At 56.5% G+C, this 16,093-nt stretch carries 16 protein-coding genes and 1 tRNA gene; 3 read left to right on the top strand and 14 right to left on the bottom strand.

What is annotated here, in order from left to right; all coding sequences use genetic code 11:
• Window positions 1–218: 218 nt before the first annotated feature.
• Window positions 219–1,145, top strand: coding sequence for a CPBP family intramembrane glutamic endopeptidase (locus tag GSQ82_RS25800; protein WP_158793596.1), 927 nt, complete (start codon window positions 219–221; stop codon window positions 1,143–1,145).
• 93 nt (window positions 1,146–1,238) lie between these two features.
• Here GSQ82_RS25800 and GSQ82_RS18365 read toward each other — a convergent pair whose 3' ends face one another.
• Window positions 1,239–1,970 carry an SDR family oxidoreductase gene (locus tag GSQ82_RS18365; protein ID WP_158793595.1) on the bottom strand — a complete coding sequence of 244 codons (732 nt, stop codon included), beginning with the start codon at window positions 1,968–1,970 and terminating at the stop codon, window positions 1,239–1,241.
• Between the two features lie 60 nt (window positions 1,971–2,030).
• Between GSQ82_RS18365 and GSQ82_RS18360 the strand changes: the two genes are divergently transcribed.
• A complete protein-coding gene (locus tag GSQ82_RS18360) occupies window positions 2,031–2,480 on the top strand; it encodes a MarR family winged helix-turn-helix transcriptional regulator (protein ID WP_254061740.1) in 450 nt (149 codons plus the stop codon).
• 127 nt (window positions 2,481–2,607) lie between these two features.
• Here the strand turns inward: GSQ82_RS18360 and GSQ82_RS18355 are convergent, their stop codons facing one another.
• Window positions 2,608–3,345, bottom strand: a complete 738-nt coding sequence (locus tag GSQ82_RS18355; protein ID WP_158793594.1) for a sensor histidine kinase — start codon at window positions 3,343–3,345, stop codon at window positions 2,608–2,610.
• Between the two features lie 345 nt (window positions 3,346–3,690).
• Here GSQ82_RS18355 and GSQ82_RS18350 point away from each other — a divergent pair, with 345 nt between their 5' ends.
• Window positions 3,691–4,947, top strand: a complete 1,257-nt coding sequence (locus GSQ82_RS18350) for a GAF domain-containing sensor histidine kinase (RefSeq protein WP_158793593.1) — start codon at window positions 3,691–3,693, stop codon at window positions 4,945–4,947.
• Window positions 4,948–5,080: 133 nt separating this feature from the next.
• Here the strand turns inward: GSQ82_RS18350 and GSQ82_RS25795 are convergent, their stop codons facing one another.
• The 12 genes from GSQ82_RS25795 to GSQ82_RS18290 all read right to left on the bottom strand — a co-directional run bounded on the left by GSQ82_RS25795 (window position 5,081) and on the right by GSQ82_RS18290 (window position 15,637).
• The gene (locus GSQ82_RS25795; protein ID WP_158793592.1) at window positions 5,081–5,398 is read right to left on the bottom strand and encodes a helix-turn-helix transcriptional regulator; all 318 of its coding nucleotides are present in this window, start codon (window positions 5,396–5,398) and stop codon (window positions 5,081–5,083) included.
• Window positions 5,399–5,496: 98 nt separating this feature from the next.
• Window positions 5,497–6,561: a site-specific integrase gene (locus GSQ82_RS18340; protein ID WP_158793591.1), complete on the bottom strand. Its 1,065-nt coding sequence runs from the start codon at window positions 6,559–6,561 to the stop codon at window positions 5,497–5,499.
• Window positions 6,562–6,635: 74 nt separating this feature from the next.
• Window positions 6,636–6,722, bottom strand: a tRNA-Leu gene (locus GSQ82_RS18335).
• A gap of 116 nt (window positions 6,723–6,838) precedes the next feature.
• Complete coding sequence (gene mak / locus GSQ82_RS18330; protein WP_216847108.1) at window positions 6,839–7,750, bottom strand: fructokinase; 912 nt, start codon at window positions 7,748–7,750, stop codon at window positions 6,839–6,841.
• A gap of 165 nt (window positions 7,751–7,915) precedes the next feature.
• Window positions 7,916–8,959: an Asd/ArgC dimerization domain-containing protein gene (locus tag GSQ82_RS18325; protein WP_254061739.1), complete on the bottom strand. Its 1,044-nt coding sequence runs from the start codon at window positions 8,957–8,959 to the stop codon at window positions 7,916–7,918.
• A gap of 39 nt (window positions 8,960–8,998) precedes the next feature.
• Window positions 8,999–9,865 (bottom strand): CDP-diacylglycerol--serine O-phosphatidyltransferase, encoded by an 867-nt coding sequence (pssA, locus tag GSQ82_RS18320; RefSeq protein WP_371417229.1) that lies wholly within the window; start codon window positions 9,863–9,865, stop codon window positions 8,999–9,001.
• Window positions 9,865–10,524 carry a phosphatidylserine decarboxylase gene (locus GSQ82_RS18315; protein WP_158793589.1) on the bottom strand — a complete coding sequence of 220 codons (660 nt, stop codon included), beginning with the start codon at window positions 10,522–10,524 and terminating at the stop codon, window positions 9,865–9,867. Before GSQ82_RS18315 ends, pssA begins: the two co-directional genes overlap by 1 nt.
• A gap of 99 nt (window positions 10,525–10,623) precedes the next feature.
• Window positions 10,624–10,842 carry a DUF465 domain-containing protein gene (locus GSQ82_RS18310; protein ID WP_158793588.1) on the bottom strand — a complete coding sequence of 73 codons (219 nt, stop codon included), beginning with the start codon at window positions 10,840–10,842 and terminating at the stop codon, window positions 10,624–10,626.
• A 132-nt stretch (window positions 10,843–10,974) separates the two neighbouring features.
• Window positions 10,975–11,463, bottom strand: a complete 489-nt coding sequence (locus GSQ82_RS18305; protein WP_158793587.1) for a GNAT family N-acetyltransferase — start codon at window positions 11,461–11,463, stop codon at window positions 10,975–10,977.
• Window positions 11,463–12,116 (bottom strand): tRNA (adenosine(37)-N6)-threonylcarbamoyltransferase complex dimerization subunit type 1 TsaB, encoded by a 654-nt coding sequence (tsaB, locus tag GSQ82_RS18300; protein ID WP_158793586.1) that lies wholly within the window; start codon window positions 12,114–12,116, stop codon window positions 11,463–11,465. Before tsaB ends, GSQ82_RS18305 begins: the two co-directional genes overlap by 1 nt.
• On the bottom strand, window positions 12,116–13,321 hold the full coding sequence (meaB, locus tag GSQ82_RS18295) for a methylmalonyl Co-A mutase-associated GTPase MeaB (protein ID WP_254061738.1): 1,206 nt from the start codon (window positions 13,319–13,321) through the stop codon (window positions 12,116–12,118). Before meaB ends, tsaB begins: the two co-directional genes overlap by 1 nt.
• A gap of 30 nt (window positions 13,322–13,351) precedes the next feature.
• Window positions 13,352–15,637 carry a M48 family metallopeptidase gene (locus GSQ82_RS18290; RefSeq protein WP_158793584.1) on the bottom strand — a complete coding sequence of 762 codons (2,286 nt, stop codon included), beginning with the start codon at window positions 15,635–15,637 and terminating at the stop codon, window positions 13,352–13,354.
• Window positions 15,638–16,093: the final 456 nt, after the last annotated feature.

Here is a 16,093-nt window from a genome sequence, read left to right as displayed (position 1 = left end):
CCGGTTCTTCTCATGCGTCAGTCCGAAGAAAAGCTCCTCTCATCGTTAGCGAATTTCGACTAGCGAAAAATCGCCAATGCACCTATCGACTCGGATTAGTACCGATATGTCGGCATATCGTCAGCAATCCTCTACTGACGCGAACGGCGTTTCTGATTACTTATATCGAGGACCTAGTGTTATTAGTTCGCGTATTCCTGCCACATTGAGAGGGGTTAATGAACGAGAGCGTTCAAACAGACAACTTGGGCAACGGTAGGCAAACCGTAGTCTTTCTGAGCGCGACACTTCTTCTCAGTGCGCCTTGGTGGGTGCTGCTTGCGAAGTATAAGATGCAGGGTCATTGGCCGCTCGTGCTGGGCCTGATGTGTTCCCCAGGACTGGCGGGTCTCTTGACGTCACGGGTATGCCGTGTTCCGATGCGCCGATTTGGCTGGCGGTGGCCGAAGTGGAAGTGGGTCGCTGCCGGCTATTTCATTCCTATCGGCTACTCCCTCCTCGCATACAGTTTCATTTGGATCACCGGACTGGGAACCCCTCACGAGGCCTTCATTCGTGGCCCCGGCCAACCAACCGGATGGGGTCTTATATGGTGGGTTCATATATTGACGTACATTCCGATGTCCGCACTGCCGGTCGTGCTTGGTGTCTTCGGAGGAGGGACTCTTGGGGCGCTGGGGGAAGAAATCGGTTGGTCCGGATTTCTCGTGCCTGCACTCGCAAGAAGATTTGGTTTCACGGCAACTTCGTTAATCTCGGGCGCGATCTGGGCTGTTTGGCACGTGCCATTTCTTCTATACGGTGGGTACCATGGGGATGCGCCTCTCTGGTACAGCTTCCTATGTTTTGCAACCATGGTCATAGCCATGAGGTTTCTATGGGTCTGGGTAAGACTACGTTCCGGGAGCCTTTGGCCCTGCGTCTTGTTACATGCAACCCATAACTTTTGGATTCAGACCGTGCTCACGCCACGCACTGCTGATAGCGGTCACACTCGTTGGTGGATCGACGAATTTGGCGCGGCACTTGCAATCGTAACTTTACTGATGGCCGCCTTTATCTGCTGGCGGCAGCGGAACTTGCTAGGCAAGGCGCTGCTAGCCGACACTACAGATGGACCGATCCAACCTTCTTATGTTCTCTAGTTCAGACGCATCCCTGTTAATCAGCATTTCGTCATCGATCCTACGGAATTAGGCATCCAATAACGGCGTTTGTCGGTACTTATCTTGGCAGGTCTACCAACACAGTTGGTGTTCATCCTCAAAAACAGCACCTGTCGGCCCATCAATATCCAATTGCGCCAATCGAATTGCCACCTCGGCTCCATGTTCAGGCGTTCGCGTTCCACGAAAGCCGTTGAAGTCGGTGGCGACGTGGCCGGGCGCCGCCCCGTTCACCTTGACGTGAGTCTCCGCAAGGCTGCGAGCGTAATGAACTGTGATTGCGTTCAGGGCGGTCTTTGAGCTGGAGTACGTCATGTTCGGGCGGCCAACCCACGCCCCCTCCTCGCCAAGCGATCCGCGCTTACTCGTTACGTTCACGATGCGCCCCGCATCGGATTGGAGAAGCAGCGGAAGAAAAGCATTCGTGACCCTTACGACGGCAAAGACATTCGTCTCGTAGACGGCACGCATATTTTCTGCGATCTCTTCTTCGGGAGTGTTGAACCTCGAACCGGGTGCGGCACCAATCCCAGCGTTATTCACCAGCACATCCAAGCGGCCTGTCTCCGATTCAATCAGTTGCTTCGCGCTCAGCACAGAAGTTAAATGGGTGACCTCCAGTTGAACAAAGCGCACGTCTCCCTCGGCCTTAAGTTCGGCAGCAGCGGCTATGCCCTTTTCAGAATCACGCGCTCCAAGAAAGACAGTAAATCCTTTCCGCGCCAGCCCTTTGGCGATGGCTTTGCCGATCCCTTTGTTCGCTCCGGTCACAAGTGCAACCTTTCCATGGGCATCAGTTGTCATGTCAACCAAATTAGTTAGTTTAGGTTGTCATGTCAACCCATCCGCTGCTAGCCTGTCACTATGTCCACGAAACCGCTTTCACCACAGGAGCTTCGCATCTGGCACGCATTCAAGTTGATGGGTGAAGACGTGATGGAGAGAGTAGGACGCGACATTGCAGCAGGCACCGGTCTGTCGGGGCCGGACTTCGGAGTTCTGTCTCGTCTGGCCGATCTAGGTCAGGGCGAGATGCGACAGCAGGCGCTAGCGGAGTCGCTGGGCTGGGACAAAAGCCGCCTCTCACATCATCTGACGCGAATGCAGGATCGGGAATTGATTGGGCGACGTGAAGCCGTGGCGCGAGTTGTCTTCATCGTTCTGACGAAACAAGGCAGGGCAAAACTCGATGCAGCGCGGCCGGTCCACGCAGAATCAGTCCGGCGTAATCTGCTTTCGCGGCTCAGCAAGCAACAGGTTGAGACCATCGTGAGAGTGAGCAACCTTCTCGCTGACGAGGAAGAGGAGCTTTAGGATTGACGTCGCTGAACGAACCCATTCTTGTGGTAAGTCCTCATAAGTCGGCTTATCGGAAGCGATCCACTGTTAACGAGAAGAGCGTTTCCCGTTACCTATCCGAAGCTCCGGAGAGGACGAAGGACTAGGCCTTCGTCGCGAGCGGCAGACTGATACGAAAAGTAGTCCCTGTCTTTCCTTCGCGCCGGGAAGTCCGGAATCGTAAAGTGTCACGATGTTTTTCGATAATTCTGCTCGAAAGCCACAGCCCCAATCCAGTCCCTGACACTTTGCTTGTGAGATACGGCTCAAAGAGTCGGGTAGCGAAACGATCCGGAATACCCGGCCCATTGTCCGTGATGGTCATGTGCATGCTGTTGGGACAAGACTTAACGCTCACACAGATTCTCCCTTGTCCTCGTTCCAAAACTTCTGCTGCGTTCAAGAGCAGATTGGAGACAACTTGCAGTATTTCGCTGCCGAAGACAAAGGCCATCGCCGGTCCACGGTATCTCCGCGTCACAGATATGCCATGCCGAGATAGTCTGTCGCTATGAAGCTTCAAGGCGGTTTCTGCGATTTCGACCAGGTCGTGATCTTTTGCCTCAGACTGTTCGCGATGAAACGTGAGAGCTTTGCTCGTCACTTTACCCAAGGATTTTAGCTGCTCTTCGACCACGGTCATGTTGTCCAAAACTTGCTGCGGATCGTGTCTCTCAAGCTTGGTTAGGTAGATGAGATTTGTAATGGCCTCAAGAGGGTTGTTGACCTCATGCATGATGGCACTAGCATAGCGGCTAGCCACAGCCATGCGTTCACTGCGCTCAAGTGCCTTTTCAGCCTTGTCGAGTCTCTCCTCTAAGCTGGGTACGATATTTTCCATTAGGTTCACAATTCCTAAGCCCATTAGCCGGGTTCCGGCTGTTTCGTCCCCTCAAATCGTTTGATGTACAAACCGAGGAGATGGTGGGTGGGCTCTCAAGTGGTCGCTCGCATTCGCTTTAGCCCGTCAATTTGTCGAATTTCAGTTTCCATCGACAACAAGGCGCTGCCGGGGTTTGGGCAATCCCCACATTGTGAGAAAACCGCTGTGAAATCCGTCGGCAGGCATGCCTGAGACATGAGGAACGTTGCGTTCTGGCGCTCCGGGAGTAGGTATCCGAGCTCATTGCCCGAGCGAGGCTTTCGCACAAACCTGTTCTAATGAGAACTCATCCTGTGAGGGTCCATGTACTCCGCACCAATCCCAGAACACGATGTCGGGCGAGTAGCTACCCTTCACTCCTACGCAATTCTCGACACGCCTCCCGAACCGGGATATGAAGACGTGACTGCGCTTGCGTCATACATTTGCTCCACGCCCTATTCCACCATCACCTTCGTTGATGAAGACCGTCAGTGGTTCAAGTCGGAGGTGGGTTTTGGCACCCACGAGACGGGTCGCGCAGATGGTTTTTGCGCGTGCGCCGTCCTTCAACCGGGGTTGATGATCGTCGAGGACACACTCCTCGACGATCGTTTCGCCGAAAATCCTTTCGTTGTCGGTGGGCCACAGATTCGGTTCTATGCCGGCGCGCCCTTGGTAGCGCCAAATGGGCATATTCTCGGTACGGTTTGTGTCTTCGATAACAAGCCGCGGGCCCTGGACCCCGCTCAGATTGCCGCTCTCACATCCTTATCGCGGCAGGTCATGTCTCTTCTCCAGTTGAGACTGAAGTTGGCAGAGCAGGAACGAACGGCTGCCGCGCTGATGCAGAGTGAAAAGATTGCCGCAGTCGGCCGCCTTGCCTCCAGCATGGCGCACGAGATCAATAACCCTCTCGAAGCAGTAACGAATCTCCTGTTTCTGACTCGTCAGAAAGCCGTCGACTCGGATTCAATTGATTGGTTGGAGCAGGCCGAGAAGGAACTTCGACGGATTTCCACAATTACTAAGCACACGCTACGCTTCCACAGACAGACGTCCTTTCCGCAAGCCATTACCTGCCTCAGTTTGTTTTCGGCCACTTTGGACCTCTACGAAGCGAAACTGCGTAATTCTGGAATTCTAGTAGAGAAGCGGAAGCGGGCGAACGAACCGGTTCAGTGTTTTGAAGGAGACATTCGTCAGGTTTTGAGCAATGTTGTCTCAAACGCGATCGATTCCATGCCGCTCGGCGGTCGCCTGATCGTCCGAAGCCGTGAGGCCACCGAGTGGACCACAGGGCGCAAGGGGTTGGCGCTAACCATCGCGGATACTGGACACGGGATGAGCCGCGAAACTGAACGCCACATGTTCGAAGCGTTTTACACGACAAAAGGCATCGGGGGAAACGGCCTCGGCCTCTGGATAAGCGCCGATATTATGCATCGGCATCAAGGAACGATTTCGATAAAGAGCTCTCAAGGCTTGGCGTGCGGAACTGTGGTGACGCTTTTTCTCCCGTTCGAGACATTCCCAAGAACTCAGAACGCGACGGATATCCTGAGGTCAGTCCCCAGTTAGTACTGGAAATACGCAACTCTGTACCCAGACAGCTGTGCCGTTATTAGTACCGCGAAGTCGGCTTATCGTCAGTAGTCTCCTCGGCAATGAGATGCACGTCTATGAGACACCAAAGAATAGACCGCAGCGTTTTCTACTGAGATCGTTTGGGCGCCCTCAGTTTGGCGACGATTTCCGCGTCCTGTAGCTTTCGACCAAGTTCGTCGTCCTTTGCCAGAAGTGTGAGATCCCCTTCCAATCGCAATGCTTGCATGATCCGAACATAGACTCCCAACGCAACGGCGGGATCTCCCCGCTCAGCTTTAGAAAAAGTGCGCAGACTGATTCCTGCGCGTTGCGCAACAATCTCCGCTGAGTATTTACGTCGAAGGCGTGCAAGCTTTAGACGAACTCCGAAATCGCCGAGCAATCGGGAGACTCTCGGAAGGAGTGATGGTGTCGTTCTTCCCATAACAAGCATTATCGCGGACCTAGACGCCTGGCATCATGCTTTTTATTGCTCGTTACACGGCGGGCCGCGGTCGGAATTTGGTACGCCAGAACCCGCCGTCACAAGCCACTAACGGCCGCATGAAGAGACTTCTCCCCCAAATGCGCGTATCTCGCGCTCATCTGGATTGTTTTGTGTCCTGCGAGTTGTTGAATTACCTTCAGGTTCTCGCCGCGCATCGCTAAGCGGGAGCAGAACGTGTGCCGGTTGTCGTGCCATCGGTAGTTCACGATCTTGGCGTCCTCCATCGCGGGCTTAAACCAGTCCTTCGGATTCTTGATCGGGAACACCAGAGCATCCCGGCTCGTGGACTTCGATCGGCGAGCAAACTCCTCCATCGCCTTCATGACAGCATCGTTCATGGGAATCATGCGCGGAGAGCCGTTCTTCGTTCGATCAAGATTGATCTCTCGACGCTCGAAGTCGATGTTCTTCCACGCGAGCGTGTATTGCTCCGAAAGTCGCATCCCCGTGCCGAGCGAGATGCTTAGTTCCGCCTCATGTTCAGGGAATCGTTCTCGGATGGCAGCACGAAGATTGGTTTCTTCTGCCTCGGTCAGGAAGCGAATGCGCCCATTGTTCTCGGCGCGCTGACGAACGAGTCGGGCCGGGTTACTAGCGACCTTGCCATTCCTCAGAGCCTCCCTAAATATGAGCGAGAATAATGCGCGGTAGCGGTTTGAGGTCGCGGGCGTCTTCGTGGCCCGGGTTAGCCAGGCATCAATGTCGGCAGGCTTGATCTTGTCGACTGGTGTGTCGCCGAAGGCCTCCACGATCTTCTTGACTCTGATCTCGACGCTGCGGAAATCGCGATGATGCTTCTTGCTGAAAACGAGAATGTCGTCGCAAAGCGCCTTGAAGCGAATCGAAGTATGCCGCATGTTCTCCGGCATCTTGATCCCTTCGCGGATTTCGTTCTTGCGCTTTATGAGGAGGTCGCCAGCGGCTTTCTTGGTTCCAACCTTCTCGCGCTTTAGAACCCCATCGACGCGATAACGAATCCAGTAGATCTTGCTTCCAGGTTCACGTTCCCAAACGCCTCGTACCTTCTTCTCGTCTTTTCTCGGCATAACGAGCCCTCTGACAACAAGGTAGCAAAGTATCACCAGAAGTATCACCTGCACAATTTGGACATGAAAAAGCCTCTCAAAGTGAGAGGCTTGGTCTTTGTAACCTATTCATTATCAACATGTTGTATTGGTGCCGGGAGGGGGAATCGAACCCCCATGAGGTTGCCCTCGGCGGATTTTGAGTCCGCTGCGTCTGCCAGTTCCGCCATCCCGGCTACTCCGTTAAGTATCGCATGACAAGCACCCAATCCATCTTCAAAAGTAGGGCTCGCCAAGTGTCTTCCCGCCGATCCTATCCCCATGCTGTTTGTCGCCATCAATCTCATTGTCTTTAGCTTGGCCAAAGCCACGCTGCCCCGCGCACCCCACTCGAATCTCCATACCTAGCGGGCTGGATAGGCGTTGAGAACTCGCCCCCGAACACGTAAAGTGGCAATTTTTTAGGAAGAGACTCGTAGATAGACTGCACCCCGGAGACGCCTCCCCCAATCACGATCATGTCGGGATCCAGCGTATTGATCACCTGCGCAAGCCCACGCGCCAAGCGATCCTCAAATCGTCTGATACACGCTGTCGCCTCCTGCTCTCCTCTTTCGAACTCCACGACAATTTCACGCGTCGTCAACGTTCTACCCGTCACATTTTTGTAGTCCAACGCTATCCCTGTACCCGATACCCACTTCTCCATGCACCCATACTTACCGCAGTAGCATGCCGGACCGGGGGTTTCCTCCGGCTTCGGCCAAGGCAGCGGATTATGTCCCCATTCTCCTGCGACGCTGTTCGGCCCGGTATGGACACGACTATCGATGGCCACCCCACCCCCGCATCCCGTTCCCAAAATCAAACCGTACACAACATGCTTGCCTGCCGCCGCTCCATCCGTGGCCTCCGAAACCGCAAGACAATTCGCGTCATTTGCGATCCGTACCTCGCGATGCAACGCACTCGTCAGGTCACGGTCGAGTGGGCGTCCATTCAACCACGTAGAGTTCGAGTTCTTTACCAGCCCGGTCACTCCAGAGATACTTCCCGGAATCCCTGCGCCGACACTTCCAACCTTGCCCGTCTCCTGCTCCAGACGATGCACCAGACCGACCATCGCCTGGATGGTCGCCTCGTAGTCATTCTGCGGGGTGGGAATGCGATGCCGCGCTAGCTCGCCACCCTGGTCGTCGATAGCAAGTGCCTCGATCTTCGTCCCGCCAAGATCAATTCCAATTCGTATCTCTGTTTTTTTCATCGCACCTTATAAAAACGATTGAAGGTTTATACAGCTACTGAGAAAGATATCCGCACGCTCACCCAATGCCATGCGCTACACGGTGCGCATCTTGTCGCCAACATAAGATTAAAAGTTCCGACTCACAAGAGACAAATGCAGGCCACGATCCACCTTGGCCAGCTCCTACTGAACCTTCCCCTGTGGTCGCAGCCGGCGCAGCTCTGTGGCACAAGCGACCGCGTTCAGCGCTGCGAGTTTTAAATTATCAGACGCTATCCACAACCAGAAACGTGTGCCAGCCTTCCCGTCACCAGTCGCTTCAGTCACCCGCACCATGATGTCCTCCTGCCCCGCCGCACTGAGATTGCTCGGCGGGTCAGACTCCCCGCTCACCACATCCATATGCTCTCCGGATAACGCTGCCTCCACCTCGGTCATAGTGGCAGGCTTGTCAAAGTCGATTAATAACGATACTGCATATCCATGAAATACCGGCGCCTGCACCATCTGCAAAGCCAACGCAGGAAGCGATCCCTCAGCCAATCCGACGTAGTGCCTACGTATGCGTTGCCCGGTCGCCTTCAAATTCACCTTCGCCGCCTCGCCCAATGCCGGCAATAGATTGAAAGTGACCTGCGCATCATATTGCTCGCGAGGCAGAGCCTGAAAGGACAGCAAGTTCACCGTCTGCTGATGCAGTTCATCCATCGCCTCGCGGCCGTATTCCGAGGCTGGCTCCATCACCGTAGCCGCAATGCCAGCCAATGGCATCTTCGCTTGCAGCCTCGCCGCAATCAACGCAAGCATAAGCGCAACTGGATGTGCCGCCACCACCGCAGGCGTCTTCAGATCCGGTTCTACTGCGCGATGAATACTCTTCTCTGCAAGCACCTCCGCCACCCACGGTGCCCGCACCAACACATCCTTTTCATCTTCCAACGCGTATGTCAGATCGACAATACTTGCCCCTGCTCGTCGTGCGCTCTGCCAGTGTTTCTTCGTCACCGCATCTGCGCCCGCAAAAAAAACGAAGTCCATCCGTTCAAACGACGACGCCTCCAGACGCTGGATAAATGAGACCTCATCCGCAGCTGTAGTTATCTGCCCTGCAGCCTCTTCTTCGTCGAGAAGCACAAAGTCCGACGCTCCAAGCAATGACTCGCCCAGTTCCTCGCTTAACTCCTTCCCAGCAAGCGACGACGCGCCGACGATTCCTATTCGATACATTTTGCTCTCCATCCAATATCTTCTCTCTGAAGCAATCCGCTATCGCGGTCCCGCAACTACTGAGTGCCGCCGGTCCCTACTCCACGAATACGCCAGCCGTGCCACGACTCCCGACACCAGATACGCCATCGCCAGGATGATTAGCATGTACTCGGAATACAGCACAATCAGCGCGCCAATCGCTGCGATCACCGCGACCAACTGGAACGGATGCCGATTGCCAACCGTAATCTCCTTCGCACTCCAGAAGCGCCAGTTGCTCACCATCAGAAAACTCGTGACCACCAGCAGACACAACCACACCACCGCAATCCAAGGGCGATCAATCGGTGAGCCCCTCTGAAAGTGAATCACCGAACTGATAACTCCTGCACCCGCAGGTATCGGCATTCCCACAAAATACTTCTTACCTGGCCGCCCCGGATTACGTGGTTGCGGATTAATACTGATATTGAATCTAGCCAGCCTGCTCGCGCCGCAGATCAAAAAGATAAAGCAGACGAACACACCTATATGTACGATCTGCTCCCGCGCCTGCGGATGCGCCATCAACGGCAGCATGCGGAATCCCCAGACATAAGCCAGCAAGCTCGGCGCAACGCCAAACGTAATTACATCCGCAAGCGAATCCAGCTCTTTGCCAAAATCGCTCGTCGTATTCGTCATCCGCGCGATGATTCCATCGAGCCCATCAAACAACACTGCAATCCCAATCGCGAGCGCTGCCCGATCAAAGTAGCTCTGATCTGCCACCGATCCTTGGATCGTCTGCGTGATCGCGTAGTATCCCGCCGCCATATTGCCTGCCGTAAACAGCGACGGCAGCAGATACATCCCGCGACTCGGACGGCGCTTTCCCCGTCCCTCTTCGCTAGCGCCCGCAAGCGTACTCGTCTCGCCGGTCATCAGGCCACCACTGCCGATGCAACTTGCGCCGTCTTAAGAGAACCCTCCGGCAGCACAGCAATCACAGTCGACCCGCCCTTCACTCTGGCTCCCGTCTTCACCTTCAGATTCGCCGCAGCCGGGATCAACACATCAACGCGCGAGCCAAATTTAATCAGTCCCATACGCTGCCCGCGCTCCACCCGGTCGCCAACTTTCAAATTGCAGACAATACGTCGCGCCAACAATCCCGCGATCTGCTTGAAGCTCACCTCATACCCGCCAGCATCGATCGTAATCAGCGTCTGCTCGTTGTTCAGCACAGATTCAGCGTTCATTGCATTCATGAACTGCCCCTTGCGCAACTCGCATACGGTCACCGTACCTGCCACCGGCGAGCGGTTTACATGCACATCGAAGACGTTAAGAAAGATGCTCAACCGCAGCCTGCTGCCGCCGATCGTCTCAATCCACTCCGCCTCGGTCACCACCCCATCGCCAGGCGAAACGATCTCACCCACACCCTGCGGAATCACCCGGTTTGGATCGCGGAAGAACCACAGAAAAAATATCGCCAACACAATCGGCAACGCCACCAGCCACAATGGCATACTCAGATACCAAAGTGCCGCCGCAACAACCCCGAGCCCTAAGGCATAGAAGAACCCATCACGAACCATAAGTGACTCAATTATAGGGCCACGCACACCTTCGCCCGGCGCCCAAACACCTTCTGTGCACGCTCACCCTCTCGCCGCCTACTTCAGGACCAGATGGAGCTACGAGCCGCCCAACCGCCGCAGCCTCTCCATCTCGTCCTTCAAACTCAGTTTCAACTTTTTCAACCGAACCTCTTCCAGCTTCTCTGGCTCGGTCAAAAACATCTTCGCACGCAGCGTATCCAGCCTGCGCGCATACAGGCTGTGCTCTTGTGTCAGTTGTTGGATAGAAGGAAGCGACGAGGGCTTGGGGAGTTCCGTAAACTTTGCAGTCTGCACGAGAGAGTACCTCCGGCAACAGCGACATCGAAACGATTGGCAAACCACCGCTCGGCGGATCACCAATTGGCGAACACGCTATCACAGCCTGTGGAGCACCGGCAACCGCGCCGACGATAGCAGATCTGTGGATTACTCGTCCCCAACTAACTCAAGCCGCATCAGCACAGCATCCTCCGCCGGCGCACGATAGTACTTTCCGCGCCGCCCCACCTCCGCAAACCTCAGCGACCGATATAACGCAATCGCACCCTCGCTCCCAGCCCGCACCTCAAGCTCCATCGCCTCCGCGCCCCGCTCCCGGCACCACCCGATCACTGCCACACACAACGTCCTGCCGACCCCCATCCGCCGCGCAACCGCATCAACCGCCACACTCTCCAACTCACCCACGCCCACCCCTGCCCCAATCACCTTCCCCACTGCAAACCCGACCAGCCTTTCATCCCTCTCCGCAACCAATAGACACCGCTGCACTAAGCCAGCATCATCCTCCACACCGACAATCGCCGCATATTCACCCTCAGTCCAGTGCGGGGCCTCTGCCGCACCTCGCTCCAATTCGAAGACCCCGCCCAGATCCGCAGCAACCGCAGCCCGAATCCGTAACTTGTCCTCCATTATCGTGCAGCCTTCTGCGGTGCCGTCTTCGCAAAAATCTCAAGATCGGTCCGCCGCAGATAATTCGCATCCACAGAAGCCGCATCGTCAAACTCACCTACTGCAATCCTCTCAAGCGCAAAAGGCAGAGCATCTCCCGCCAGAGGCTCACTCACCAGCCGGAGTTCCAGCACCCCCAGAGACTCCATTACCTTCGCCTCGCAAGTCACCACCAACCCACCAGCATCAGCAGAGATAACCTCTTCAGCAGAAAGCAACGCCTCCCGCACGCACCGCCGTCCCAGATACTCTCCAAAATAAAACTCTCCGCGCCCTGCATCAAGCACTGCAAGCACCGGTCCATCGCCTCCTGCAGCCGCAGCGACCAGCGCCAGACGCGATAACGCGATCAACGGCACTCCACCGGCCTCTACAAAACCCTTCGCCGCGCTCAGCCCCACCCGCACACCGGTAAACGACCCCGGCCCACTCACCACGACCACAGCCGTCAGCTCGCCCAGCTGCCAGCCCCGCTCCGCCATCAACTCGCGCACCACTGGCACCAGCCGCTCCGACGAACTCCTTCCCGGCAGCACCTCGGCAGTAATCACCTCCGTATCCGCCAGCGCAACGCTTCCCTCACCGCCAGCCGTATTGATCAGCAACACCTTCATCACTCCCCCACAATCTCAAGCAGCACACCGCCCGTACTAGCCGGATGCACAAAAAAATATCGATGTCCGCCAGCCCCAACCCTTACCGCATCGCTCGTCAGCCTCACTCCCTGAGCGATCAACCGAGCAAACATCGCATCCACCCTATCCACATGCACGGCAACATGGTGCAATCCCTCCCCGCGCTTTGCCAAAAACCTGCCAATCGTCGAGTCCTCCTGTGTTGCCTCCAGCAACTCGATCCTGCTCTCTCCCAGCGGAAGCATGGCTGTCTTCACCTGCTCATGTTCCACCGTCTCCTCATGGCTCACCACCATCCCCAGCGCCTCATAAAATCCCCGCGCAGCCGCAATGCTCTTTACCGCAACACCAAGGTGATCTAGCCGCAGCCCACCCGTCTGCACCCTGCCATCGCGCACTCGCGGCTCCAACTTCTTCACCTCTGCGCACCGCCGTACCGTCTCTATCAACTCCCCCACCCCATCACCGGTAGACGCAGCCGTCCTCACCACCGGAGCCGTCCATCCGGAGCCACCACCGCCCAGCCCCTGCATCGCAACAATCTCCTGCTCCACCAGTTCCGCACCGCCCCGGTCCGCCTTATTCACCACAAAGATATCCGCAACCTCCATCACCCCAGCCTTCAGACTCTGGACCTCGTCCCCCATTCCGGGCACCAGCACCAATACCGTCACGTCCGCGAGACCAATCACATCCACCTCGTCCTGCCCTACACCCACCGTCTCGATCAGGATGGTCTGCCTTCCCGCCGCCTCCATCACCGTACATACATCAGCGGCCGCTCGGGTCAACCCGCCCATAGCGCCGCGCGAGGCCATGCTGCGTATAAACAATCCCGCGTCACCCTCGCTCGTCCTAAGCGCACCCTGCATCCGAATCCTGTCTCCCAGCAGCGCTCCGCCCGTATACGGACTCGAAGGGTCGATCGCCACTACGCCAACCTTCTGCCCCTCCGCTGTCAGCAACCTCGCCATCTGGTCCACCAACGTGCTCTTTCCGGCACCGGGAGGTCCGGTGACTCCAACCCGCAACGCGCCCGCACCAGAGGCGCGACAAGCCACCAGCAACTCCACAGCAGCGGCTCCGCCGTCCTCCACGATCGACACTGCTCGAGCCAGCGCCCGCACCTCGCCGCCCCGCAATCGCTCCATCATCTGCGCTATACCAATGCGTTCTGTGCTCACGTCAGAGATGATACCGTGCATCGCGGATGCCTATGGGATCGAGCAGGTAATTCCGGCTGCCTGACAGTCGTCTGCAAGCACCTTCTTCCTCTGGACACTCTCGGGAGTTAGCCGGACCGCGAGGCGTTGCAGCTCCACAGCACGCTCTGGCTGCTTCATCTGCATATACGCAGCGGCCTGCGCCTCTGCGATCTGTGCGTTGAACTCGACTGCGGCGGATGTAGCGCTTTCACGATAGGGGCTCTCATGAGCGGCCTCAGAGAGAGCATTCAGGGCTTGTTGTGACTGCTGCTCTGCCAGAAGGATCTTGCCGATCAGGAGATGCCGTTCGTAGTCCTCACGAGAGAAGTGCGCAGACTTCTGTAGCGCTTCGACGGCTTCTGGATAGCGATGCTCATTGATATACAGCAGCGCGAGATCGTACCAGACAGCGTCGGTCTGCTTTAGGTTGATCGCAGCCTGAAGTTCTTGCTCCGATTCGTCGTACTGCTTCAGGTCCAGCGCTGTTTGCGCGCGGATGAGCAGGAGAGTCGGATCGTTGGGATAGATCGCCGATGCGAGATTCGCTGCCTCGTCTGCCTCGTTGAAACGCCCGAGCAGCGAGTAGATTCCACTTGCGTTAGCGAATATCTGATAACGCTCTGCTCGTTGGCGATAGCTGTTTCCATCTGGTTCCGCTGATGGGAGAAGATTTTGTTTGTTGCAGTCGATCGACGGCGGACGTGGGCCGGGGTTATTGCGTTGGAAGATGATGGCGGTAGTGTCCAGGTAGATTGGCGTCCATTGCTTGCTCTGGCAGTCGGCGAGTAGAGGAAACTCTCCCAGAGCGAAGATGCGCGAGATGGGGAAGATGACGGTGTTGATGTGGTTAGTGTCGGCGGCTCGCGTCCACTCTGGCGAGTCCAGTGGAAGACTGGTCAGCGTGCGCTGCTCGTCGAATAGTCTCTCGCCGAATGGGATGTAACGTCCGTCCGCGAAGTCGGGATATTGTTGTCCTAACTGCCATACGAGGTAGCTGCTCAGGTTGAAGTTGGAGAAGACTTCACCGGGGAGATGATGTTGAAGGAGAAAGTCGGTTGCGTTCTTCGGAAGCCACCAGGATGGGCCGCTGCCGAAGAGCGTGATCGCTCCCGAGGAGATGTAGGTGCGGTTCGTGATCAGGTCGAAGCAGCGGACGGCGACCAGGATCGTGAGCAGCGACGCTGCTCCGATGGCGAGAGTCTTCCTGCGCCAGAGAGACAGGTTCAGGCTGGCGGCGCTGGAGATAGCAGAGCCGCCGATGAGGCATAGAACAACGATGCATGGGCCTTCCATGCGCTGATGTCTGACGAACGCATAGGCAGCTGCGAACAGCACGAGTGCTGGGCCTAAGCGACGCCGCCACAGGCAGATCAGCGCCATCACGACACCGAAGGCGAGCAGCCACCAATGCGCGCTCTCGGGATCTCTCCAGCCCAGCTCCTGGAGCGCATCCGCTGCCTTGACCGGCGCCCACTCTTCCAGGAACGCGCTCTGCTGCTGCGTCACCGCCTGCTGTCTTGCGACTGCGGCGAAGATGCGAGTTCCCCACGGATTCAGGATCGTTGCTGCGACTGCGGCTGTCAGCCATGGAGCTGCGCGGCGGACGCGGGCGATGGCTGCTTGGCGGCGCAGAGGAAACGGCGTCTCCAGTGCCTCTACGATCAGGTACGCGGCGATCAGGGCGATCCCTGCGACGAACCCGGTGTGAAGGTTGACCCAGAGCACCATGAGCGGAGCCAGGAGCCAGAGCGGGGCGCGACGATCTTCGAAGTGCTCCAGCAGGATTCTGGCGAAGCAGGTGAAGAGGAGCATCGTGAAGAGGCTTGCGCGAGGCAGCGTCTCCGAGGCCAGCACCGGGACGGCGAGTACCGCGAGAACGATTGCGCCCAGACTGCGTCGATAGATCAGAACAGCCGTACAGCCGACACAGGCCAGAGCACACAGCCAGGAGATGGCTGCGTATCCGCCAACCTGATGAAGAAGGTAAAAAACTATGCCGGACAGAACCGGATAGATCCACTCGACGCCACGGGCGGTGTAGGAGAACACGTCCGTTCGAGGTACGGCGTGGTGCTGGAGAAGGTAACGGCCGGTCGCCATCTGCCAGCCGAGATCGAAGTCAACGACGGTTTTTAGTCCGGCTATCAGTGCATAAAGCAGGGCCAGAACGATCAGGCCCCTGCGGAGACCAGTCATCCAGGCTGGAGGCGGGTGTAGCTCCCGGTCTGCGCCTGCAACGTGGACACTCTCACTGCGCAGTCGGAGGCCGCGCTTACCAGTTGCAGGAGAGTCCATGCCTAAATTCTACGTCGCTTGTGGTCAGCCAAGGCCACCGGGGGTACCCCCTCCCCTGGGGGTGGGTGTAACTAAATCGTCCGCTTTGAACGATTTGCGATTTTCGCTCCTTGCAAAATATTCATTCGATGTGGGTTGCGGGTAAATATTTCTTTCTAAACGGTTTAGCGCGAGAATGGAAAAAGCCCCGAAGTTTTCGGGGCTTTTCTACGTTCTATATACAGTATAGCGGTTAGGGCATAACTAGTACGTCATGAGAATGTCCGCGTCTGGCGCGGGTTTTAGATGATTTGGGGCTTGACAGGAGCTTATGGAGAGAATGGTCGGATTGCTTCTGCCGGTCTCACAATGCAAAAGCTGATAGTGAGTCATTTTGAACTGAATAAGTGAAGTTGCTGAAAAGCGGAATTTTAAGAAATCGGGTCGAATTGGTCAACAGAAGCGCGTTTGTCGGGA

The organism is Granulicella sp. L60, assembly GCF_009765825.1.
Classification (GTDB): Bacteria; Acidobacteriota; Terriglobia; order Terriglobales; family Acidobacteriaceae; genus Edaphobacter.
This window is presented reverse-complemented; position numbering and strand designations above follow the sequence as displayed.